We start from the raw sequence: 22,575 nt of genomic DNA on the forward strand, positions 1-22,575 counted from the left end.
GAATCTTGATTATGGGGCCGAACCAGTCATAACCTCCAAAGTAAAATAACCGCGAGAGCATCCATGTTCGCAGAAAATTTCCGCACTACCCTCCGCTGCCGCAAATGCCGGGGGCAGCTTCATGTCCAGCGCGGCTGACGCTCCGTACATCTGCGCTGCGGGTCCTGCGGCGCTCTTTTTCAACTGAAGGAATACGCGACCACTCTGGACGATCTGCTGGAGGAATATCTGGGCAGCATCCCCTGCAACCGCATCTGACGCCATGAAAATCCTCGCTCCCAAACCCGTTTCCGCCAGCCGGGCCACTCTGGCCTGCTTCGTGCAGCCGGAGAACGCCAACCTCATGGGCATTGTCCACGGCGGCTTCATCCTGCACCAGATCGACAGCGTGGCCGCCGTGTCGGCCATGCGCCATGTGCGCGGCACCGCCGTGACGGTGTCCATCGACAGCATGATCTTCCATCTGCCCGTGCGCATCGGCGAACTGGTTACCTTCATGGCCAGCGTCAATTTTGCCGGCACCACGTCTTTGGAAGTGGGCGTGCGCGTGGAGGCCGAAAACCTGTTTACCGGCGAGGTCCGGCACACCAATTCCGCGTATCTGACTTTCGTGGCCCTGAATGAGGACGGAAAACCGACCGAAGTGCCGGAGCTGATTCTCGAAACGGAACTGGACCGCGACCGCAACGCCCGCGCCCGCGCCCGGCGTGAGCTGCGTCTCAAACAGCGCAAGCACTCGTAACCTTTTACAGAAAGCGCCGGTACTCCGGCGTCATGTTCAACCCTCATTGAATTTTTATGTCCGTCATCATTCCCCGATCCGAACACCCCATTTCCCGCAAGAACATCGACCCCGACGCCCTGAAGGTCATGTACCGTCTGGGCCGCAAGGGCTTTACCGCCTATCTGGTGGGCGGCGGCGTGCGCGACCTCATCCTGGGCCGTACGCCCAAGGACTTTGACGTCAGCACCAACGCCACGCCGTCGCAGATCAGAAAAATTTTTCAGAACTGCTTCCTGATCGGCCGCCGCTTTCGGCTGGCGCACATCCATTTCGACGGCAAAATCATCGAAACGGCCACGTTCCGGAGATGTCCGGATCAGGATGAAGACAACGGCGAGCTGTATGTATTCCGGGACAACTGCTACGGCACCCCGGAGGAAGACGCCCTGCGCCGGGACTTCACCATCAACGGTCTGTTCTACGAGGTGGAACGGTTTTCCATTATCGACCACGTGGGAGGCCTAAGCGACATCCAGAACCGCCTCATCCGCAGCATCGGCGACCCGAACATCCGCTTCCGGGAAGACCCCGTGCGCATGATCCGGGCCGTACGCTTCGCCTCTCGGCTGGATTTCCGTATCGAACCCGCCACCTACAACGCCATTTTGCGCCACCACGGAGAAATTCTCAAAGCTTCTCCGCCGCGTGTCTTCGACGAACTGCTGAAGCTTTTCGCTTTCGGCGCGGGCGAAAAAGCCTTCCGCCTGCTGTACAAGACCGGTCTGCTGCATGATCTGCTCCCGGAAATCGCCGAATTTCTGGACCACGATCACGGCCAGGATTCCATTCTGTGGACATGGCTGCGCCTGCTGGACGGTCGCAGCCTGACGGACGAAACCCCGTCGCCCGTGCTGATCTTCGCTGCCCTGTTCACGGCTCCGGTGCGGCAGGTGGAGGCGCGCTACACGGCCCAGGGACGGCGCGTGGCAAGAGCCGAGCTGCTGAACGACCTGCTCATGCCGGTATGTGCGCGCATGAGCATGCCCAAATGGATGGCCACGCGCATGATTCAGGTCATGGCCAACCAGACCCGCTTTGAACCGGACAAGCGCAAACGCTTCTCCAAACGCGGCTTCGCGGCCCAGGACTGTTTTCCCGAAACTCTGGCGCTGTATGAAATGGGGCTTCAAACGGCCGGAGAAGACACGGAGCAGGTGGCGGCCTGGGACGAATTGCGGCGCGAACTGGAAGATGCCGGGAACGTGCGTGCGGAAGAACACCCCAGACGTCCGCCCCGCAAACGTGCGGCGCGCAAGGCCCGACAGTGAGCTCCGATCCGCCCGTCAGGGAAACCGCTGAAATCCCGGAAGCGGTCACACCGGACGGAGCTTCGGGGTCGGATCTGCGCCGCCTTCTGCCTACTTTTCCCACCTGTCCGGGCGTATATCTGATGAAAAACGCCGCAGGTAAAATCATCTATGTGGGCAAGGCCAAGCATCTGCGCCGCCGTCTGGCCTCGTACTTTCGCCGTGAGGACCGCCTGCCGCCGAAGGTCCGGGTCATGATGCCCAAGGTGCGCAAGATCGACTTCCTGTGCACGGCCACGGAAAAGGAAGCTCTGCTTCTGGAAGCGAGCCTCATCAAGAAACACCGGCCCCGCTACAACATCGTCCTCAGGGACGACAAACAGTACATTCTGTTTTCCCTGTCCAGAACCCATCCCTTCCCGGCCCTGCGCCTGACCCGCAAGGTATCGCGGGACGGGTCGGTCTACTTCGGCCCTTTCACCTCGGCCCTGTCCGCCCGGGAAACCAAGCGAGTCATCGACCGCCTCTTCCCGCTGCGGAAATGCCGGGACACGGTCATGGCCAACCGGGTCCGGCCCTGCCTCCAGTACCATATCGGACGCTGCCTGGGACCGTGCTGCCTGCCGGTATCCGAGGAGGAATACCGGGCCGTGGCCCGGCAGGTGGAGCTTTTCCTGTCAGGCAAGTCAGCCGAACTGCTGAGCGGCCTGCATGCTGAAATGACCGAGGCCGCCGGGCGGCTGGATTTCGAGCAGGCCGCGCGGCTGCGGGACAGCATCAGGGCCCTGCGGGATACGGTGGAGCGGCAGGCCGCCGTGCTGCCCACCGGACGCGATCTGGACGCCGTGGGCGTTTACGGCCGCGAATCGGGCGTCAGTCTGGGCATTGTCTTCGTACGCCAGGGGCGGATCATCGACGGCCAGACCTTCTGGTTCGCCGGGGCCTCCGTGGATACGCCGGAAGAGGAAACGGCCCTGGTCTGCGCCTTTCTCACCCAGTTCTACACCCCGGAGCGGTTCATTCCGCCCCGTGTGATCACGGCTCTGGGCGTAAGCGATCCGGCTCTGGAAGAAGCCCTCTCGGACATGCGCGGGGGCAGGACCGTGGCAGCCAAGGCCCGGGGCGAACAGGAACGGCGTCTTGTGGACATCGCCACGGCCAACGCCCGTGCCGACCACGCCCGGCTGGACCGCGACATGGATCTGGCCGGGGCTCTGGGAATGGACGGTCCCGTCCGCCGCATCGAATGCGTGGACGCCTCGCATATTCAGGGCGAGGGCATGCGCGCGGGCATGGTGGTGTTCGTGGACGGCCGGGAAGAAAAAAATGCCTACCGCCTCTACACCTTTCCCGAGCTGGAGGGCAGCGGCGACGACTATCTGGCGCTGGCCTCCTTCGCCGCCCGGAGGATGGCTTCCGGCCCGCCATGGCCGGACCTGCTGCTGGTGGACGGCGGGCGGGGACAGCTCGGCGCCGTGGAGCGGGCCCTGCGTGAGCATGGCGGCGAAGGACTTTTCGCTCTGGCCGCTCTGGCCAAAGGCGAAACCCGCCGGGCCGGAGAACTGGGAGACGTGGTCTTTCGGCCGGGCCGGAAAAATCCGCTGGCCATTCGCGGCGGCAGCCCGGAGCTTCTCTTTCTGCAGCATGTCCGGGACACGGCCCACCGCTACGTCATTTCCCGCCTGCGGCGGCACAAGCGCACGGCCCAGCTCAGTTCGGAGCTGGACCGCCTGCCGGGCATCGGCCCCAAAACGGCCCGTCTGCTGTGGGAGCGCTTCGGAAGTCTGGAAAAAATGCTTGAGGCCAGTGTGGACGACCTGGCCGCTCTGCCCGGCTTCGGCCCCAAAAAAGCGGCGGCGGCGCATCAGGCGTTGCGAGGGCTGAGACCGGAAAAATAACGGCCCCGGTAAACATTACGTCTTTCAGCGCAAAATCCGGGCGCGAAACCGCATCCGCACGAAAAAAACGTTTCCGGCAAAACTGCAATCCCCTGTAATTCTTTCCACACGAGTCCAATATGTCCGGATATATTCTGGCCGCCGCGGCGATCATTCTCGTATGTCTGCTTCTGAGCAAGCTCTCCGGCAGGATGGGCGTCCCGACCCTGGCGCTGTTCATTCTGCTTGGGATGCTGGTCGGTTCCGACGGGCTGCTGAAAATACATTTCGATGATTTCATCGTTTCCGGAAACATCTGCACGATAGCCCTCATCTTCATCATCTTCTACGGCGGATTCGGGACAAACTGGAATCATGCCCGCCATGTCGCCGTCAAAGCCACGCTGCTTTCATCTCTTGGAGTCGTCCTTACCGCCGTATTGACGGGAGGATTCTGCCATTATGTTCTCGGCATCGGAATGCTTGAAAGCATTCTTGTGGGCGCCATCATCAGTTCGACGGACGCGGCCTCCGTATTCAGCATCCTGCGTTCGAAAAAACTCAGCCTGAAATACGGGACCTCGTCTCTGCTTGAAGTGGAAAGCGGCAGCAACGACCCTTTTTCCTACATGATGACGGTTATCGTGCTGTCGGCCATGAAGGGAAATTTCGATGGCGCGAATCTGCTGCTGATGATCGTGCAGCAGGTTTTCCTTGGAGTGGCTTTCGGAGCGGCGGCCGGGCTGCTCTCCGCGAAGATGCTTTCCCGCTTCCGGATGAGTGCGGAAGGGTTCGATACCATTTTCGTGTTCGGAGTGACGCTCATCACCTACGCCGGAGCGGACTACACGGGCGGCAACGGCTACCTGAGCGTGTATATTCTGGGTATCATCCTGGGCAACCAGCCCATTCAGAACAAAAAGAACCTGGTCCACTTCTTCGACGGCGTAACGGGGCTCATGCAGATCCTGGTGTTCTTCCTGCTCGGACTTCTGTCTTTTCCCTCGCAGCTGCCGCAGATATTTTTTCCCGCCCTCTGCATAGCCCTTTTTCTTACTTTCATCGCACGGCCCCTGGCCATCTTTCTGCTGCTCTCGCCGTTTCGATGCCCGGTAAAACAGCAGCTTCTGGTCTCCTGGGCGGGCCTCAGAGGAGCGGCGTCCATCGTGTTCGCCATCATGGCCACCGTGGACAGCGCGCACATGCATAACGACATCTTCCACATTACGTTCCTGATAGTCCTTTTCTCCATATTCACGCAGGGATCTCTCATTCCGTTCATGGCAAACAAGCTCGACATGATCGATCTTAACTCCAACGTCATGAAGACATTCAACGACTATTCCGACGAGATCCAGCTCCAGTTCATACAGATATCCATATTCAAGGACCATCCCTGGGCGGATATGCAGATAAAGGATATGAACATCATTCCTGATCTGCTCATCGTCATGATCCTGCGCGACGGCGAAAGAATCATTCCCAATGGAAATACCCGCATCATGCCCGGCGATATGGTCATCATCACGGCAATGTCCGCAAACACGGACAGCACTTTCCTGCTGACGGAGATGAAGATAGACGGCGACAGCGAGTGGATAGATCAGTCGCTGGAAGAAATAAATCTGGGAAAGGAATGCCTGATCATCGCCATAAAGCGCAAAGACGCAATCGTCATCCCGCGCGGCAAGACTTCCATCAGGAAAGACGACGTACTAATCACCTGTAAGGCGCTGCTGTAGAGCGAAGCGATTTTCCGGTTCGGCCGGATCAGCCCGCCGCAGGGAAAAAGACGTGCCCGATGCGGGTGAAACGTGCGGGGCTCTCCGGCTTTCCGGCCCGGAGCAGCACGTCGTGAACCGCCCGCATGCCTCGCTCCCCAAGTCTGGTCCGCTCGCGCTTGGTGCCGGTATCGGCGAGCAGCCAGGTGGGATAATCGCGGCAATCTCCGTCGTCGAACGGAACCATCAGCCCGTTCATATCCGCAGCCAGAAGCCCCACGGCGAAAGGCCGCAGGGAATACTGGCAAAGCAAGAAAAGTCCGGCGGAAAAACGCCTTTTTTCAAGGGCGGGCACGAACAGGTCAAAAAGAATGTCCTGGGCCGAGGTCATGATGTACAGGGCCGAGCCCGCCTTGAGAGCCAGCCGCCCCAGCACTCCGACGGCGCAGCCCCGGCAGCTTCCGGGCATGGAAGGCCGGAGGCGCTTCAGGTAGCGGCAGTCGTGATTGAAGCGGCCCGAGGGACAGTCCATGGGCTTCATGCAGAACCCCAACCCCACCACGGTTCCCGGCCCGCCGGTAAAATGCCCCGGCCACTCGGACACGGGCACCATGCTTTCCGCCAGAGCGAGCCAACCGGATTTCACCACCGCCCGCGCCGTTCTCAGCGGATGCGGCAGGGCTACGTGGCGGATGAACCGCCAGCCGTATTCCCGGAAAAGACTCTGTACGCAAAAGGCCCACATACCCACCTCGTAATTCGCATGCCCTGAAACGGAAAATTCCGGTCTTCCCGCGCCCATTTTCCGGCTGTGCCTACCGGGCACAGCCGGGTCGAATCCTAAAAAAGCAGGCTTCCAAGCCAGGCCGGAACAACCTGCAAGGTGAAATTGTCCCAGCCGTGCGGCGAAAGAGCTTCCACCACAGTCACCGCCAGGGCGACAGCCAGAACGCTCCAACAGTCGGAGGAAAAAGATAATCCGGAAGAAAAGCCCAGCCACGCGATCAAAGACAACGCCGAAGCCAGAAACACCGCCGCCGACCCTTCCAGACTGCGCACGGCATGCACTCCGGTCATGGCCGGAACACGGTACAGGCGGCGGCCGAAACGCGTCCCCACGGGCTCAGCCACGGCGTCTCCAAGGCCGGTCACAAGATACCCGAACACCGCTGTATCCGGGAAAAAGATGTTGGCGGCCAGCCCGCCCAGCAGCGTGGCCGCATAGGGCACAACCACATAATGCGTACGCCGCGGCGCATCCTTCTCGCGGGCCAGGGCCTCGTACCAGGGATGTCCCGCTCCCCGCCACAGAGCGAAAGCCAGCACCAGGGTGGTCATGCCCCCGAACAAACACACTCCGGGGAGCCCCCAAATCCGGTGTGCGGCCACCACGGTCCCGAAGATGAGAAAGTGAAAAAGCTTGCGCGTGTAGCCGGTTTTCCAGCCGTGCAAAGCCTCCATGCGTCCGGCCAAATGCAGGCAGAATGCGGCCCACAGCAATGCGGGCGGCCCGGCAAGCAACAGGGTCTGCACTGAGGGAACATTGGCCCGGAAAAAATCCTCAAGCAGATGAACGGATGCAATCATGGCGGATTCCCGGAATTGCATGATGCCGACGCGGGCGGAAGACAATTTTCTGCGACGAGCACCGCGCACGAAAAACGGCGCTTCAGGTGAAGCAGATAGCATGCCGTTTCATCCCAGCGCAACACTTTTGGACAATGCTCACACAAATTTCACAACGTCCGCACAAAAGCGGCGGATATCCCGGCACGATGGCCGGAAAATCCTCCGCCCCCCAAAACCTATTGAGATACAGCCATAATTCGCTTTCTGATGAATGACTTTCCAGAGCGGATTGGCGCCCTAATACTCAAGGCTCTCGACCAAAATGCCGGGAAGTAAAGCCGACATCATTGCTGTCCGGCTAAGCGATGTAATCTAACAGTGTGAAGTTATATGAATTATCGAATTTTCGTCGTCTGGGATTCAGGAGTTCATCCAAGGAGGCCTCGCCGAGCAGGTTGAGTTGAATGAGCTGGAAGAGTTGCTGTACGGAGAGTCCGAGACGGCTGAGGAATTTCTGGTACGCGAGGAGCAGGTAAACCGTCAGGGCCGTGTAAATCTGGATCAGAACCGCATTTTCCGAGTTGCCGACGAAGGTCTTTATGCGCAAATTTTGTTTGATTTCCTTGAAGAAGAGCTCGATTTGCCAGCGGTCTTTATAGATGTCGGCGATGGTTTTCGCCGAAAGCCGGAAATGGTTGGTCAAAAATTCGTAGTGTTTCCCGGTTTCCTGGTCACGATAGCCGATACGGCGCAAGCGTAAGGATTTTCCCCGGCTGGAGACTTCAATGATGTGATCGGAAGTAACGCCGGTCTTGCGATTCACGAGGCGGCGCTCCAGGAGTTTGAAAACGGCGTTGCGCTTGAGCCGGGTCACAAAAAAGACACCCTTTGCCCCGAGGATCCGAAACCAGGGATAGCTGATGAAGCCCTTGTCAAAGACCACGATGGAGCCCCTGGGCAACTCCATAGCCTGAGCTATGCGGCTTTCATGGGTTTTGGCGTCGGTGACGGTTGCGAAAGCCGGGATATGGCCATCGTGATCCAGCAAGGTATGTACTTTGACGCCGCCCTTGGCCTGCCGAAACGAGGCCCAGGGAAAAAGCGACAGGCAAAGCTTTATGGTGGTGGCGTCCAGACTGAACAATTTGGATTTGAAACGGAATTTGTGCTTCGGGGCTTTTGCGGCGCACAGGCCGTACATCTCGGCGAACAGATCCTTGAAAAAGCCTACGGGGCGAGAATTGTTCGCGTCAGCAAAGGTCGAGCGGGCCACGTTTTTCAGTCCCCAGTGATACAGGCGGTTTCCCGCAGCCTCAAGGCAGCGCAGGCCATCGCGCATGGAACGTCTTGCGGCAAGCTGGATGAAGGCCATGACCGTGAACTGCTCCTTGAAACCGAATTGACGCGACGAGCGCCCGGTTTTGTGCCGTCTTTCGAGTTTCTGAAAAACATGTCTGGGAATCAGAGATAGCGTCTGGGAGAATAGTGTATTATGGTGACTCAAGTCCAGAATCTCCTTGTGTGGCAAGATGTTGTGGTGATTTCTTTTACCACACATCGCTGAGATTTTGGACTCTTTTCTTATCCCTTAGCCGGACAGCAATGAGCCGACATCTCTGCGAGGGCTCTCCGAGAGGCAAAGATATAGATGGTGAATCCGAGTGATGGATCAGGCGAATCAACTGAAGACGGGACGGAGAGTAAGGCCCGAAACTCAATCGAGCCCGAACAATCCACATGGATTGAACCGGGCTCGACTGTTTTGATATCTGGAGCGGGAAACGGGATTTGAACCCGCGACTTCAACCTTGGCAAGGTTGCACTCTACCACTGAGTTACTCCCGCATTGATGCTGGAGGCGGCATCCAGATTTGAACTGGAGAATGGAGGTTTTGCAGACCTCTGCCTTACCACTTGGCTATGCCGCCTTTTGTGGAGCGGGAAACGGGATTTGAACCCGCGACTTCAACCTTGGCAAGGTTGCACTCTACCACTGAGTTACTCCCGCTCAACAGGAAGCTGTGTCTATAAAGACCTACACCGACTGTCAATCAAAAAAATACTCTGCCCTTCATCCGGGGTGATGCGAACATGCGCGGAAATCCGCATCAAGCCTTTACTTTTTTCCAGGCACCGCATAGAAAGCCACACTCGAACGAACAAGGCCCGAAGGAGGACATGTATGGAAGCCAAAGACCTTGAGTTCTTCAGAGAATACCTCACACAGATGATCGACGATATTCAGCGGCAAGGCGAGGCGACCATCGAAGATATGTCGGAAAATGTGGAGTATTACTCCGACCCCGCCGACAGAGCTTCCGCCGAGTCGGACCGGACCTTCACCCTGCGCCTGCGGGACCGGGACAGGAAACTGGTCAAGAAAATCAACGAGGCACTGGACAGGATAGACGATGGTTCTTTCGGCGTGTGCGAAGACTGCGGGGGAGACATCGGCATTCCGCGCCTCAAGGCCCGGCCTGTGACGACGCTGTGCATCGAATGCAAAAGCCGCCGGGAAGAGGAAGAACGGCTGCGCGGCGACTAGGACGCGACAGACATCTTTTTACAGGCGCACTCCAACCGGGGCGCGCTTTTTTGTCCGGCCCGCCGGACAGACATCTTTCAGAAAGCCTTTTTGCTGTCCCTCATTTGCCACCAGACGGTCTCTTTGGTATCTTATTGCACATGCTTCCGGTTCCACCGGGAACATGACCGGGCCAAAATCCATCGGAAGATGATTCTGTTTTCCAAGCCAATATTCTGGAAGCCGGATGCCCCGCATCCGTCCCGGCCGAACCGCAGCCGCGCATTTGCCGGAAGTCCGTGCGCAAGGAGACATGTCCATGCCCCCTTCCTCTCATCATTGGCGTTTTTTCCGCATTGGCGGATTTGACCAGGTCAGGCTCGAAACGGCCCAGGATCTGCTTCACCTGGACGAGCTGGACCAGAAACTCTGGGCGGCCCTGAGCTGTCCGGTTCACGGCCTGGAATTCGATCCGCGCACTCTGACCATGCTCGACACTGACGACGACGGCCGTGTCCGGGTTCCCGAAGTTCTGGAAGCCGTAAGATGGACCGCCTCCGCGCTCAAAAACATGGACGGCCTCATTGCCGGACATTCCTATCTGTCTCTGGCCGACATCGACGACTCCCATCCCGAAGGCCGCGCCCTGCTGGCTTCGGCCCGCCATATCCTGAAGTATCTGGACAAACCCGACGCCATGCGGATCACCATCGAGGACTTGGACAGCACACAGGAGCTTCTCCAGAACTCCCTGCTGAATGGAGATGGCGTGGTCATTCCGGCCAGCGCGGACAATCCCGAGCTGAAAATCCTGATCGAGGAAGTGATGTCCACCATGGGTACGGTCATGGACCGCAGCGGACAGGAAGGCATTTCCTCGGAGCAGGCCGCCGCGTTTTTCGATGAAGCCGCCCAATATGTTGCGTGGCGGCATGAAGCCCGGCTCAGGGCTGAAAGCGTTCTGCCCTTCGGAGACAACACTCCGGCTGCGGCCGAAGCATTTTTCGCCCTGCGCCCCAAAATCGACGACTTTTTCACCCGTTGCGGACTGGCCGCTTTCGATTCCAGAGCCGAAGAGCCGCTCAACCCGTCTCTGGGCACATACGAAACCCTGGCGGCTCAGGAGCTTGGAACCACTGACGATCTGGCCCGCTTCCCGCTGGCCAAGGTCAAGATGACCCGGACCCTGCCCCTGAAAACCGGACTGAACCCCGCCTGGGAAGCCCTCATGGGCGTTCTGAGAGAAATGGCGCTCATCCCCATGTTCGGCGATGAGGAATATCTGGGTATCGAACAGTGGCAACAGGTCAAGGCGGCTTTCGCCGACCACGAGGCCTGGCTGGCGGAAAAAGCCGGAACCAGAGTGGAAGGGATCGGACTGGAGCGCCTGCAATCCATTCTTTCCAGCCCGGCCCGCATGGAGCTGGAAGCCCTCATTGCCAGGGATCTGGAGCTGAGCGAACAGGTGGACAGCTTCGACAAGGTGGCCCGGCTGACCTACTTCACCCGCGACCTGATGATCCTCCTGAACAATTTCGTCACATTCTACGACTTCTACTCGCAGAAGCGCAAAGCCATCTTCCAGGCGGGGACCCTGTATCTGGACGGCCGGGCCTGCGAACTGTGCGTACGGGTGGACGACATGGATGCGCACCAGGTTCTGGCCACTCTGAGCCGGACGTACCTGGTTTACTGCCAATGCCGGAGACGCAACAGCGAGGAGCAGATGACCATCGCCGCGGCCTTCACCAACGGCGACTCCGACAACCTGATGGTGGGCCGCAACGGCATCTTCTACGACAGAAACGGCAATGACTGGGATGCCACCATCATCAAACTCATCGAACATCCCATCAGCGTGCGACAGGCGTTCTGGTCGCCATACAAACGAGCGGGCCGCATGATCGGCGAACAGATCGAAAAATTCGCCGCGGCCAAGGACAAGGCGGTGGAGGAAAGCGCCGGTGCCAAGGTGGCGACCCTGGGCGCTCCGGCAGCCGAACCGGGCAAGGCTCCCGCGCCCTTCGATGTGGGCAAGTTCGCCGGTATTTTCGCCGCCATCGGCCTCGCTCTGGGGGCGATCGGCACGGCCCTGGCCGCCGTACTGAGCGGATTTCTCTCCCTGGCGCTGTGGCAGATGCCGCTGGCCGTAGGAGGAATACTGCTGGTCATTTCCGGGCCGTCCATGCTCATCGCCTACATGAAGCTGCGGCAGCGGAACCTAGGCCCCATTCTCGATGCCGGAGGATGGGCCGTGAACAGCAAGGCCAAAATCAATATTCCTTTTGGAACCACGTTGACCAAGGTGGCCGCACTGCCTCCGGGGGCCGAACGTTCCCTGCGCGATCCCTTCGCCGAAAAGAGAACGCCCTGGAAGCGCTGGGTGGCGCTGATCATCCTGATCGTGATCCTGAGTCTGGCCTGGGACAAGGGATATATCCAGCAGTTGAGCGAGAAGCTGAAGTCATCCGTACAGACTCAGGAACCGGCTCCCCAGCCCGAGGAAAAGCCCGCGCAGCCGGCTGCGGAAAAGGCAGCTCCCGAACCCGCCACACCGGCCGCTCCGGAGGAAAAACCAGCTGCACAGTAAAACTGAAACGGCCCGGATGATCCGGGCCGTTTCAAATTTGAATGTTGTCGCTTTTGGGTGTGGAATGCGTAACCAATTTTTGTTTGAAGCATACTTAATGGAGCCAGGGATTCTCATGTCTATTTACGCTCCAATATCTTTTTGAATGTGCCCCCACTTCCCGAAAATGCTGCATTCAGCTCTCTTACCAAGCCCGATTTATCTCCTCCATGGAAAATAGCGGCTTACGGCCTCCCAAGCATACCGCAGGCCGCGCGCTACGAACAGACCCAGCACCGTCAGCAAAGCGGCATTGGTCTTCAGTGCCTGGGAGAATGACTCCCAAAAGTATCTCTTGGCCCGCTGGTAGTCTTCTTCGACCCGCGTCGCCGAATGCTCTTTCTGGTCATTTTCTTTCACAGGCACAAGGCTGTCTTCTTTTTTCACCGCTCACTTCCTCCGCGTAAAAGCCCGCACCAGCTCCTCCAGTTGGTCCTCACCGCGCTCCGCTCCGGCATAGCGCAGGGCCACATATTCCCGCACCACAGGTTCCGCCGCTTCAGCCAGATGAGGATGCCGCGCCGTAAAGCGGGCCAGATGAGTCAACGGACCGTCGCTTCGATGTGCCGGTACACCCAGAGCAGCGCACGCGGCCAGAAATCGCAGATACAGCTCCCGCGCTCTGTCCCGCCTGAAGGCCGGACGCCGCAGAGAATTCCAGGTCACAGCGGACAGAAAAATTCCGAATCCCAGAGCCACGGCTGCAATCACGCGTCCCATGCCGCCGGAAGAAAGACCCAGCCGTTCCCACAGGCCGCGCTGCCGCTCGTAGTTGAATCCGAGCATCCACTGATTCCAGGAGTTGTTGGCCGCGTCCCACCCCAGACGGAAAAAACGGAACACACGGGAAAACATCTTCACGCCTCCGGCCGGGAGCAAACCCTCCGCCCGGGGTGCAAACTGTCCGGACCCGCCGGTCAGGCGCTGCGGCGCGATGACGGAGGTGGGGTCCACCCGTTCCCAGCCGCCATCCATCCATACCTCGACCCACGCATGGGCCTCGGACTGGCGGACCAGCAGGTACCCGCCCATGGGATTGACCTCGCCACCCTGATACCCCACCACGATGCGGGCCGGTACGCCCGCCGCGCGCATCACAAAGGCCATGGCCGAGGCGTAGTGCTCGCAGTACCCTGTGCGGGACGCGAAAAGAAAATGATCGACGATGTCGTTTTCTCCCGTCGCTCCGGGGCTCAGGGTGTAGGAAAAGCCCCCCTCACGCAGCAGACGCAGAAATGCCCCGACGGCTTCCCGCGCCGGTTTTCCGGCCCACTGCCGGGCCAGATCCCGGCTGCGCGGATTGCCGCCGGGCAGTTTCACGGCCCACGCTCCGGGCGGCGCCGAACGGTCCGGTCCGGGTGCCACAGCCATGGTGTAACGCACCCTGAACCGCAGAGGGATCTGGGCCTCCAGCACCTGGCCTTCGCCGAGCGTGATGCCCCGGCGGGAAACGGGCGCAGGCAGGTCCAGAGCGAAAATCCATTTCCCGCTGTGCGGCTCAAGGGTGACCGTGTACTCGCTTCCCTTGTTTCCGGGTACGGACTCCACCGGCCGGAAAGGCCGTTTCCGCGACCACACCCGGCCATCAAAACTGTCCAGCACCTGGCCGCGCCAGTACAGGGTTTCCACAGGCGGCACGGGACCCGCAAAGTCCACCCGGAAGGCCACTTCGCCGGACAGGGCCAGATCGCTCACGGAACCGGGATCCAGCGTGTCGCTGAAGCCGCTCACCCCCTTGCCCCTGTCGTTGTAAACTCCCCACAGCACACCCTGAAGACGCGGGAAAAAGATGAAAAGAAAGATGGCCAGAGGCAGGGCCTGAAGCAGTATCTTCATGCCGCGGCGCAGGGCCGGGCAGGGCGAGACGTCTCCGGAATGCAGATAGGCCAGGGCTCCGGTAACGGCCGCCACGGAGAAGAACATGTAGGCGGTCATGGGCAGTGACTCGGAGTAAAGTACGTTGGTCACCACCACGAAATAGGACAAAAAGGAAAGGGCCAGCACATCCCGCAGAGATTTGCTCTCCACCGCCTTGAGCCCGAGCATGAGCATAAGCAGGGTCACACCCGCGTCCTCGCCGAAAGACCGCCCGTATGCGCTGAACACCATACCCAGACAATACAGGGCCAGCACGACCAGCAGCCATCTGGGCGGCGTGGGCCAGGAGCGGAACTGCATGCCCAGTGCATAGCCCCAGGCCGAAAAGAGAAATACGCTGACGAACGGAGAAATGTGGAACAGATGAGGAGCAAAAGCGATGGCCGCGGCAGCCAGTACGGCCCGGAAACGGCCGCGGTCGCAACCCGTGATGCCGTTCATGATTCCTCCGGCATCAGAGCCAGCGCTTCCATGCAGGTATGTGCATGAACCGCGCCCGCACCGGGAGCAATGTCCCCGCCGGGCAAACGCAGCGCGTAGCGGCGGCCTTCCCGTTCGGCTTCCAGCACCAGACCGGCCAGACGGCTGATGCGCTCCTCGTAGCCGAATCCGGCCAGGGCGTTCCAGTCGAGAAAGACGGTGCGCGCCGCTCTGACCTGAAACTCCTTGGAGAAGAGTCCCATGCCGCGCGCCGACGCCTTCCAGGAAATGCGGGAAAGATGATCGCCGGGCTGATACGGCCGGATTTCCGATACCTCGCCGGACGAATCCGCCGCCCCGCCAAGCCCTTCATCACCCTGTCCACCCAGCAACTGCCGGATCCGGAGATCCGGAGGCAACGGTTTCGGATACACCAGCCCGGACACGGACAGCTGAAGGGGACTCCAGGCCCTAGGGTGTGTTTGCAAACTTTATAACCAGCGTGGTTTGGTGTAGCTTTTGGACATGTGTTATACCGATATTTCCGATGAAACCTGGCAACGGCTTGAGCCCGTTCTGCCGCTTGAGGGTTCGCCCAAAGGCGGCCGTCCGGCCAAAGATAAACGAACATTCATAAATGCAATCATCTGGCTGCTGCGCACCGGGGCTCCCTGGAGGGCCCTGCCGAAAGAGTATGGGTCATGGAATGCCGTGTATTCCCGCTTTCGGCGTTGGCAGATAAAAGGATCCTGGAAAGCAGTCTTTCTCGCTCTGGCGTCTGACCCCGATCTCGAAGCGGTAATGATTGACGGTACGTACATCCATGCCCACAAACATTCGGCTGGCGCAAAAGGGGGCAGCACAGACAAGCTCTGGGCCGCAGTCGTGGAGGTTTTACCTCCAAGCTGCATGCACAGGTAGACGCGCTCGGCAATCCTGTATCGTTTTTCCTTACAGGAGGTGAATGCGCGGATATCAGTGTTGCACCACAATTACTTGAAGGGGTTCGTGATTGCACTGTCATTGCCGATAAAGGGTATGACAGCGAGCCGTTAGTTCAACTTCTTGAAGCAAGAGGCTGTACCGTAGTTATTCCTCCACGCTCAAATCGTAAAACACCTCGTCGGTATGATCGGCATCTTTATAAGGAACGGCACCTTGTTGAATGCTTTTTCAGTAAAATCAAAGAGTACCGCAGAGTGGCAACACGTTATGAAAAGCTTGCCCAGACTTTTCTTTCTTTCGTTTACCTGGCAGCTTCAATGATTTGGATCAAATCATTGCTGTCCGGCTAAGGGATAAGAAAAGAGTCCAAAATCTCAGCGATGTGTGGTAAAAGAAATCACCACAACATCTTGCCACACAAGGAGATTTTGGACTTGAGTCACCATAATACACTATTCTCCCAGACGCTATCTCTGATTCCCAGACATGTTTTTCAGAAACTCGAAAGACGGCACAAAACCGGGCGCTCGTCGCGTCAATTCGGTTTCAAGGAGCAGTTCACGGTCATGGCCTTCATCCAGCTTGCCGCAAGACGTTCCATGCGCGATGGCCTGCGCTGCCTTGAGGCTGCGGGAAACCGCCTGTATCACTGGGGACTGAAAAACGTGGCCCGCTCGACCTTTGCTGACGCGAACAATTCTCGCCCCGTAGGCTTTTTCAAGGATCTGTTCGCCGAGATGTACGGCCTGTGCGCCGCAAAAGCCCCGAAGCACAAATTCCGTTTCAAATCCAAATTGTTCAGTCTGGACGCCACCACCATAAAGCTTTGCCTGCCGCTTTTTCCCTGGGCCTCGTTTCGGCAGGCCAAGGGCGGCGTCAAAGTACATACCTTGCTGGATCACGATGGCCATATCCCGGCTTTCGCAACCGTCACCGACGCCAAAACCCATGAAAGCCGCATAGCTCAGGCTATGGAGTTGCCCAGGGGCTCCATCGTGGTCTTTGACAAGGGCTTCACCAGCTATCCCTGGTTTCGGTTCCTCGGGGCAAAGGGCGTCTTTTTTGTGACCCGGCTCAAGCGCAACGCCGTTTTCAAACTCCTGGAGCGCCGCCTCGTGAATCGCAAGACCGGCGTTACTTCCGATCACATCATTGAAGTCTCCAGCCGGGGAAAATCCTTACGCCTGCGCCGTATCGGCTATCGTGACCAGGAAACCGGGAAACACTACGAATTTTTGACCAACCATTTCCGGCTTTCGGCGAAAACCATCGCCGACATCTATAAAGACCGCTGGCAAATCGAGCTCTTCTTCAAGGAAATCAAACAAAATTTGCGCATAAAGACCTTCGTCGGCAACTCGGAAAATGCGGTTCTGATCCAGATTTACACGGCCCTGACGGTTTACCTGCTCCTCGCGTACCAGAAATTCCTCAGCCGTCTCGGACTCTCCGTACAGCAACTCTTCCAGCTCATTCAACTCAACCTGCTCGGCGAGGCCTCCTTGGATGAACTCCTGAATCCCAGACGACGAAAATTCGATAATTCATATAACTTCACACTGTTAGATTACATCGCTTAGCCGGACAGCAATGACAGCGAGCCGTTAGTTCAACTTCTTGAAGCAAGAGGCTGTACCGTAGTTATTCCTCCACGCTCAAATCGTAAAACACCTCGTCGGTATGATCGGCATCTTTATAAGGAACGGCACCTTGTTGAATGCTTTTTCAGTAAAATCAAAGAGTACCGCAGAGTGGCAACACGTTATGAAAAGCTTGCCCAGACTTTTCTTTCTTTCGTTTACCTGGCAGCTTCAATGATTTGGATCAAATAGTTTGCAAACACACCCTAAACAGCCCCAGCGGATAACGAGTGCTGATGGTCAGCCGCCCCAGGGGCAGACGGCCCCGCTTGAGAGCCGGCAGATGCAGGGAAACATCGCTTTCACCGAGGGCCTCCAGAGAAAAACGGATGGATGCGGCCCCGACCCGGGCGGTCAGCATCCCGCGCGGCCGTCCCCCGGCCCGGAAGAGAATCCGCAGCCGGGCTTCCTCGCCGCAAAAGGCCGGAAGCAGGCGCACATCCTCCACACGCAGCCCGGCCATGTTGGCGTAGGTGTGAACGGCCGAGACAAGGGCCATGCTCCCCAGCAGGAAAGTCAGCAGAAAGGCCAGATTGTTGGTGTAGTTGATGGCCGCCACCAGCATGGCCAGCAGAAAAAAAACAAACACCATCCCCGAACGGGTCGGCAGAATGTAAATGCGCCGCCGGGTCAGAGATACGGGCAGCGATACCGGTCGCCGGTTCTGAAACGGATTCTTCATTATGCAATGTATTCAAAAGGCCCCGGCCGTACCGGCAATAAATTTGTCCCAACTTCGATGCATCCGACGCCGCAGACAAAAACAACACTCTCTTCCGGCATATCTGGAGGCAACGCCGCGGCGCTCTTCAAATGCCAAAATGCATTTTGGACCAGATAGGGACACGCGGAGCGCATCACAAAATAACGGCACAGGCTAGTTTTCCGTGTCGTAGCGACTGAAAGTCAGAGAGTAGAAGGCCTTGCCCTTGGTCCGGGAGCGCAGTTCCGTGGCGAAGCCGAAGAGCTGGCGCATGGGAGCCAGGGCCATGATTTCCGATCCGCCCTCCGAAGAACGCACATCCAGAATGCGCGCGTTCTTGATGCCCAGAAGATTCACGCATTCGCCGACATATTCGGCGGGTGTGCGCAACTCCACACTCATGATGGGTTCAAGGCGGACAGGCGAAGCTGCCGACAGGGCCCGCTGCATGGCATCCAGAGCGGCCATGCGCACCCCGAGTTCCGTCAGGCCGCCCTCGAAAGGCTCCACAGATTCCACGCGGACGCGGGTGTCGGTCATGACGCACCCGCCCACTCCGGCTTGCAGGGCATCCTCGGCAGCGCGCACGGCAACCGCGGTCTGCGCGCCCTCAGGCAGTTCCGTCGTCACGGCACTGCCTTCCCCGCGCCGGGCCGGGTGCACCGAAACCCGGACCAGCCCGCCATGGCGCTGATCGCCGATCATCCGGGAACAGACGCCCTCGCCCGAAGCCGCCTCCCGCACCGTCTCCATGAAGATGACCTGCGGATTGCCGTGGCGGAAAGGCACGCCGCTTTCCCGCCGCAGCCGCTCCAGCACCACTTCCAGATGCAGCTCCCCCAGGCCGGACACAATGAGCTGGTCCGTTTCCTGATCCGTGAAAGAACGCAGCGTGGGATCTTCCACTGCATATCTTTCAAGCAGCATCTGAAGCTTTTCCGTATCGCTGGCGCTGCCCGGCACCAGCGCCACGTTCAGAACAGGCTGGAGCACATCGATATTTTCCAGCTGCAAGGCGGACTTGCCGGAGAAAAGCGTGTCCCCGGTGCGGCAATCCCTGAGTCCGGTAGCCAGAACGATCTCTCCCGCTCCCGCCTCGGCGACGGGTTCGTGGCGGTTGGCGTGCACCGTATAGAGTTTGTGGATCTTTTCGAATCCGCCCAGCCGGGAGTTGTACACTGCGCTGTTCTCGCCGATCCGGCCGCCATAGACCCGCAGAAAATTCTTTTTGTGCGCGCCTTCGAACAGCACCTTGAACACGAAGCCCACAAATCTGTCTCCGGCCACCTCCGCGTCCCGCAGGCGCTCCTGGACCGCCGCATGGGAAAAGGACTCGTCCGGGGCGGGCAGAAACCGCGCCACCCCGTCCATGAGGGGCTGCACGCCCGTGTTCCTGAGAGCGCTGCCGCAATAGACAGGCACTCCCCGGCCGGAAAGGGTGACCCGGCGCACGGCGGACAGCAGCTCATCCATGCCGGGTTCTTCTTCGGCCAGATATTTTTCCATGATCGCGTCATCGAGCTCGGCCAGAGCCTCGATGCAGGCCATGCGCCGGGCGGCCAGATAATCCCGGTCCGGAGCATCCTCCTCCCGTACGGTCTCGCCCTGATCACCGGGATCGAAAACCAGCATGCGGCCGCGCAGTACGTCGAGTACCGCTCCTTCCTCCACGCCGGGAACAGGCACGGTCAGCGGCAGCGGCGTCACGCCGAAACGGGCGGCCATATCCGCCGTCACGGCCTGATAATCCGCGCCAGGGCGGTCGATCTTGTTCACAAACACCAGCTTGGGGAGATGATACTTCTCGGCCTGCCGCCATACGGTCTCGCTCTGGGATTCGATGCCGTTCACGGCGCAGAAGACCATCACCGCGCCGTCGCACACGCGCAGGGCGCGCTCCACCTCCACGTTGAAATCCACGTGTCCCGGCGTGTCGATGATGTTGATACGGCAGTCCCGCCACTCGATGGTGGTGCAGGCCGAAGTGATGGTAATGCCCCGCTTCTGCTCTTCCTCAAGATAGTCCATGGTGGCGTTGCCGTCATGGACCTCGCCCAGCCTGTGAATCTTCCGGGCGTAGAAAAGCAGGCGTTCGGTCAGGGTGGTCTTGCCCGCGTCGATGTGGGCGATGATGCCTATATTGCGAAAACTGACGCGTTTTTTCATGGCGATTCAGCGGAACAGTACGGAGGTATGCCGGAAGGCTTCCGGCGTGAGCACATCCCACGGCCAGCAGCCCAGAAACTTCTCGTCCATGACCACCGGAGCGTCCCCGGCTTCGCCGCCATAGACGATGTACGGATGGGAATGGGGCTGCGGTGCGGTCTGGGCGGTAACCTGAGCATAAGCCGAGGCATATTCGGATTCGGGCAGCCGCACGGCCACACCGTACCGGGCCGGATCCGGACGCAGGACGAGGGGAAAATCAAGTCCGGTTCCGGCCAGATCGACAGCCACTCCACGGCCCGAAGCGGCCAGCACGTTCAGAGCGCCCTGCGGATCACGCGTGAAGAGCTGATCCACGGACAGCAGATCGAAACCAAAAAGAAGCGGCTCCGTCACCGGCCCGTCAATATATGCGACCAGTACGCCGACTTTCGCCACCAGAGCCTGCACCATCGCCGAAAAAATAGCTGTGGGCGGAAAGCGGCGCTGATCCACGGCGAAAAACGCCCAGTCCAGAGGCTCACTGCACACCTGGCGCTCCACGTGGCCGAAGCGGCGGCACTCGGACACCGGCTCGATGCCGGTCTGGGCCAGCGCATAGGCAAAGGCCACGGCGTTCTTGATGATGGACTTCTGGACGGCCGGACAATGCTCATAAGCTTCGCCCAGACGCTCATCGCCGATATCGGGGGCAAAACCGTACCGGGTCAGTTCTTCTTCAATCATATTATTTTATTGCAAGGCTTGATCTTCAAAACTACACATAATTTGAACGGGTCCAGGGACGAATCCCTGGCGGGGTGCGGGGCAGAGCCCCGCGAAAAAATCTGCCGCCTCCGCACTCACAGTTCCGCCGCCACCAGCGCACCCATTTCCGCACAGCCGACCTTCCTGCCCTGCCCTGTGAAAATGTCGCCGGTGCGGAACCCCCTGGCCAGCACGGACCGGACCGCACTTTCGATGCATGAGGCTTCTTCTTCCAGTCTGAAGGCATGACGGAACATCATGGCTGCGGACAGAATCATGCCCAGAGGATTGGCCAGGTCGCGGCCCGCGATGTCCGGAGCCGAACCGTGCACGGGTTCGAACAGGGACGGCCCGCCTTCACCCAGCGAAGCCGAAGGCAACATGCCGATGGAGCCGGTGATGGCGGCCGCCTCGTCGGACAGGATGTCACCGAAAAGATTTCCCGTGACCAGCACATCGAACTGTGCCGGATCGCGGATGAGCTGCATGGCCGCATTGTCCACATACATGTGCGACAGCTCCACGTCCGGATATCCGGCCGCCGTGCGGATGGCCACTTCCCGCCACAGCCGGGACACGTCCAGCACGTTGGCCTTGTCCACGGAGCACAGCCTGCCCCGCCGCTTGCGGGCGATGCCGCAGGCCACGCGCACGACACGTTCGATTTCCGGCTCGGCGTAGACCATCGTGTTGAAGACGGCCCGTCCGCCCTGCGCCATCCTTTCCCCGCGCGGCTCGCCGAAATATATACCTCCAGTGAGCTCACGCACCACCAGCAGGTCGATGCCCCGGGCCGTGATGTCCGGCCGCAGGCATGAGGCTCCGGCCAACTCGGGAAAAAGAATCGCCGGCCGCAGGTTGGCGAAGAGCCCCAGAGCCTTGCGGATGCCGAGCAAACCCCGCTCCGGACGGACGGCCGGATCCAGAGTGTCCCATTCGGGCCCGCCCACGGCTCCCAGGAGCACGGCATCGGTGGCCTTGCAGGCGGCAATGGTGGATGCGGGCAGAGGGTCGCCCGTGGCGTCGATGGCCGCTCCGCCCAGCAGAGCGGTTTCCGTGGTCACGTCATGGCCGAATTTACGGGCCGTTTTCTCCAGCACGGCCACGGCCTGAGTCATAATCTCCGGTCCGATACCGTCTCCGGGGATGATGCAGATGCGCATGTTCACAACACTATCCTTATCGAAAAACGACCGAACAGCAGACAGTCCTCCATACAAAGTCAACCGGACAGTCTGCGCCGCACATAGGCCACAAGCCCTCCTCCGGACAGCATGTCCATCATGAACTCCGGGACCGGAGCAAAGGCGATACGCTCTCCTGTGCCCAAATTTTCAATGATTCCGCCGGAAACGTCGATGCACAGTTCATCGCCATCGCCGATGCGGCTTATATCCGCGCCAAGCTCCAGCAGCAGCAACCCCATGTTGAAGGCGTTGCGATAAAATATCCGCGCGTAGCTTCTGGCCAGCACCACCGGGATGCCCGCGCCCAGAATGGCCAGCGGCGCGTGTTCACGGGACGATCCACAGCCGAAGTTTTCCCCGGCCACCAGAATGCCGCCCGGCTGCACGCGCCTGACCCATCCCGGTTCCAGCCCCTCGAAACATTTTTTGCCCAGCTCCGCCGGATCGGTCGTGACCAGAAATCTGGCCGGAATGATGGCGTCCGTGTCGATGTGATCGCCCACCAGGTGGCTTCTGCCCTGAAAAATCATGATCGATC

21 protein-coding genes and 3 tRNA genes are annotated in these 22,575 nt (G+C 59.4%); 10 read left to right on the plus strand and 14 right to left on the minus strand.

Annotated features, from left to right (window positions below; genetic code table 11):
• Nucleotides 1-63 precede the first annotated feature (63 nt).
• From AXF15_RS14895 to AXF15_RS11780, 5 genes are all read left to right on the plus strand, one after another.
• Nucleotides 64-258: a dual CXXC motif small (seleno)protein gene (locus AXF15_RS14895; RefSeq protein ID WP_470290480.1), complete on the plus strand. Its 195-nt coding sequence runs from the start codon at nt 64-66 to the stop codon at nt 256-258.
• 4 nt (nt 259-262) lie between these two features.
• The gene (locus AXF15_RS11765) at nt 263-742 is read left to right on the plus strand and encodes an acyl-CoA thioesterase (protein WP_066607769.1); all 480 of its coding nucleotides are present in this window, start codon (nt 263-265) and stop codon (nt 740-742) included.
• Between the two features lie 56 nt (nt 743-798).
• A complete protein-coding gene (gene pcnB / locus AXF15_RS11770) occupies nt 799-2,052 on the plus strand; it encodes a polynucleotide adenylyltransferase PcnB (protein ID WP_066607772.1) in 1,254 nt (417 codons plus the stop codon).
• The gene (gene uvrC, locus AXF15_RS11775) at nt 2,049-3,929 is read left to right on the plus strand and encodes an excinuclease ABC subunit UvrC (RefSeq protein ID WP_257721620.1); all 1,881 of its coding nucleotides are present in this window, start codon (nt 2,049-2,051) and stop codon (nt 3,927-3,929) included. Before pcnB ends, uvrC begins: the two co-directional genes overlap by 4 nt.
• Before the next feature lie 119 nt (nt 3,930-4,048).
• Entirely contained in the window at nt 4,049-5,650 is a 1,602-nt protein-coding gene (locus tag AXF15_RS11780) for a potassium/proton antiporter (protein ID WP_066607775.1), read from the plus strand.
• A gap of 28 nt (nt 5,651-5,678) precedes the next feature.
• Here the strand turns inward: AXF15_RS11780 and AXF15_RS11785 are convergent, their stop codons facing one another.
• From AXF15_RS11785 to AXF15_RS11810, 6 genes are all read right to left on the minus strand, one after another.
• A complete protein-coding gene (locus AXF15_RS11785) occupies nt 5,679-6,374 on the minus strand; it encodes a hypothetical protein (RefSeq protein WP_151192375.1) in 696 nt (231 codons plus the stop codon).
• 95 nt (nt 6,375-6,469) lie between these two features.
• Nucleotides 6,470-7,216 carry a diacylglycerol/polyprenol kinase family protein gene (locus AXF15_RS11790; RefSeq protein WP_151192376.1) on the minus strand — a complete coding sequence of 249 codons (747 nt, stop codon included), beginning with the start codon at nt 7,214-7,216 and terminating at the stop codon, nt 6,470-6,472.
• Nucleotides 7,217-7,556: 340 nt separating this feature from the next.
• A complete protein-coding gene (locus AXF15_RS11795; RefSeq protein WP_236884767.1) occupies nt 7,557-8,756 on the minus strand; it encodes an IS4 family transposase in 1,200 nt (399 codons plus the stop codon).
• Between the two features lie 212 nt (nt 8,757-8,968).
• A tRNA-Gly gene (locus tag AXF15_RS11800) sits at nt 8,969-9,043 on the minus strand.
• A gap of 8 nt (nt 9,044-9,051) precedes the next feature.
• Nucleotides 9,052-9,126: transfer RNA gene (locus tag AXF15_RS11805), tRNA-Cys, on the minus strand.
• A gap of 5 nt (nt 9,127-9,131) precedes the next feature.
• A tRNA-Gly gene (locus AXF15_RS11810) sits at nt 9,132-9,206 on the minus strand.
• Between the two features lie 174 nt (nt 9,207-9,380).
• Between AXF15_RS11810 and dksA the strand changes: the two genes are divergently transcribed.
• Nucleotides 9,381-9,743, plus strand: a complete 363-nt coding sequence (gene dksA / locus AXF15_RS11815) for an RNA polymerase-binding protein DksA (RefSeq protein WP_066607282.1) — start codon at nt 9,381-9,383, stop codon at nt 9,741-9,743.
• A 298-nt stretch (nt 9,744-10,041) separates the two neighbouring features.
• On the plus strand, nt 10,042-12,312 hold the full coding sequence (locus AXF15_RS11825; protein WP_151192359.1) for a phage holin family protein: 2,271 nt from the start codon (nt 10,042-10,044) through the stop codon (nt 12,310-12,312).
• 198 nt (nt 12,313-12,510) lie between these two features.
• Here the strand turns inward: AXF15_RS11825 and AXF15_RS11830 are convergent, their stop codons facing one another.
• Genes AXF15_RS11830 through AXF15_RS11840 form a run of 3 tightly spaced genes read right to left on the minus strand, consistent with a single transcriptional unit; the run spans nt 12,511 to nt 15,068 of the window.
• A complete protein-coding gene (locus tag AXF15_RS11830; RefSeq protein WP_066607292.1) occupies nt 12,511-12,738 on the minus strand; it encodes a hypothetical protein in 228 nt (75 codons plus the stop codon).
• Between the two features lie 3 nt (nt 12,739-12,741).
• Entirely contained in the window at nt 12,742-14,670 is a 1,929-nt protein-coding gene (locus AXF15_RS11835) for a transglutaminase TgpA family protein (protein WP_066607295.1), read from the minus strand.
• Nucleotides 14,667-15,068, minus strand: coding sequence for a DUF58 domain-containing protein (locus AXF15_RS11840; RefSeq protein WP_169793655.1), 402 nt, complete (start codon nt 15,066-15,068; stop codon nt 14,667-14,669). Before AXF15_RS11840 ends, AXF15_RS11835 begins: the two co-directional genes overlap by 4 nt.
• Before the next feature lie 106 nt (nt 15,069-15,174).
• Between AXF15_RS11840 and AXF15_RS13715 the strand changes: the two genes are divergently transcribed.
• The 3 genes from AXF15_RS13715 (at nt 15,175) to AXF15_RS13720 (ending at nt 17,426) form a co-directional block, all read left to right on the plus strand.
• A protein-coding gene (locus AXF15_RS13715) for an IS5 family transposase (protein ID WP_236884775.1) occupies nt 15,175-15,944 on the plus strand; the annotation gives its coding sequence in 2 pieces (ribosomal slippage) (nt 15,175-15,508 and nt 15,508-15,944; 771 coding nt in all).
• 30 nt (nt 15,945-15,974) lie between these two features.
• A complete protein-coding gene (locus tag AXF15_RS11845) occupies nt 15,975-17,174 on the plus strand; it encodes an IS4 family transposase (RefSeq protein WP_236884781.1) in 1,200 nt (399 codons plus the stop codon).
• Nucleotides 17,175-17,237: 63 nt separating this feature from the next.
• Nucleotides 17,238-17,426 carry a transposase gene (locus tag AXF15_RS13720; protein WP_083518027.1) on the plus strand — a complete coding sequence of 63 codons (189 nt, stop codon included), beginning with the start codon at nt 17,238-17,240 and terminating at the stop codon, nt 17,424-17,426.
• Here AXF15_RS13720 and AXF15_RS11850 read toward each other — a convergent pair.
• From AXF15_RS11850 to AXF15_RS11870, 5 genes are all read right to left on the minus strand, one after another.
• Nucleotides 17,419-17,916, minus strand: a complete 498-nt coding sequence (locus tag AXF15_RS11850; RefSeq protein ID WP_066607784.1) for a hypothetical protein — start codon at nt 17,914-17,916, stop codon at nt 17,419-17,421. The genes AXF15_RS13720 and AXF15_RS11850 overlap by 8 nt on opposite strands.
• Before the next feature lie 195 nt (nt 17,917-18,111).
• Entirely contained in the window at nt 18,112-20,103 is a 1,992-nt protein-coding gene (locus tag AXF15_RS11855; protein ID WP_066607787.1) for an elongation factor G, read from the minus strand.
• A gap of 6 nt (nt 20,104-20,109) precedes the next feature.
• Nucleotides 20,110-20,829, minus strand: coding sequence for a hypothetical protein (locus AXF15_RS11860; RefSeq protein ID WP_066607789.1), 720 nt, complete (start codon nt 20,827-20,829; stop codon nt 20,110-20,112).
• Between the two features lie 116 nt (nt 20,830-20,945).
• Entirely contained in the window at nt 20,946-22,013 is a 1,068-nt protein-coding gene (leuB, locus tag AXF15_RS11865; RefSeq protein ID WP_066608985.1) for a 3-isopropylmalate dehydrogenase, read from the minus strand.
• 59 nt (nt 22,014-22,072) lie between these two features.
• Complete coding sequence (locus tag AXF15_RS11870; protein WP_066607792.1) at nt 22,073-22,567, minus strand: 3-isopropylmalate dehydratase small subunit; 495 nt, start codon at nt 22,565-22,567, stop codon at nt 22,073-22,075.
• Nucleotides 22,568-22,575: the final 8 nt, after the last annotated feature.

The organism is Desulfomicrobium orale DSM 12838, assembly GCF_001553625.1.
GTDB classification, from domain to species: domain Bacteria; phylum Desulfobacterota; class Desulfovibrionia; order Desulfovibrionales; family Desulfomicrobiaceae; genus Desulfomicrobium; species Desulfomicrobium orale.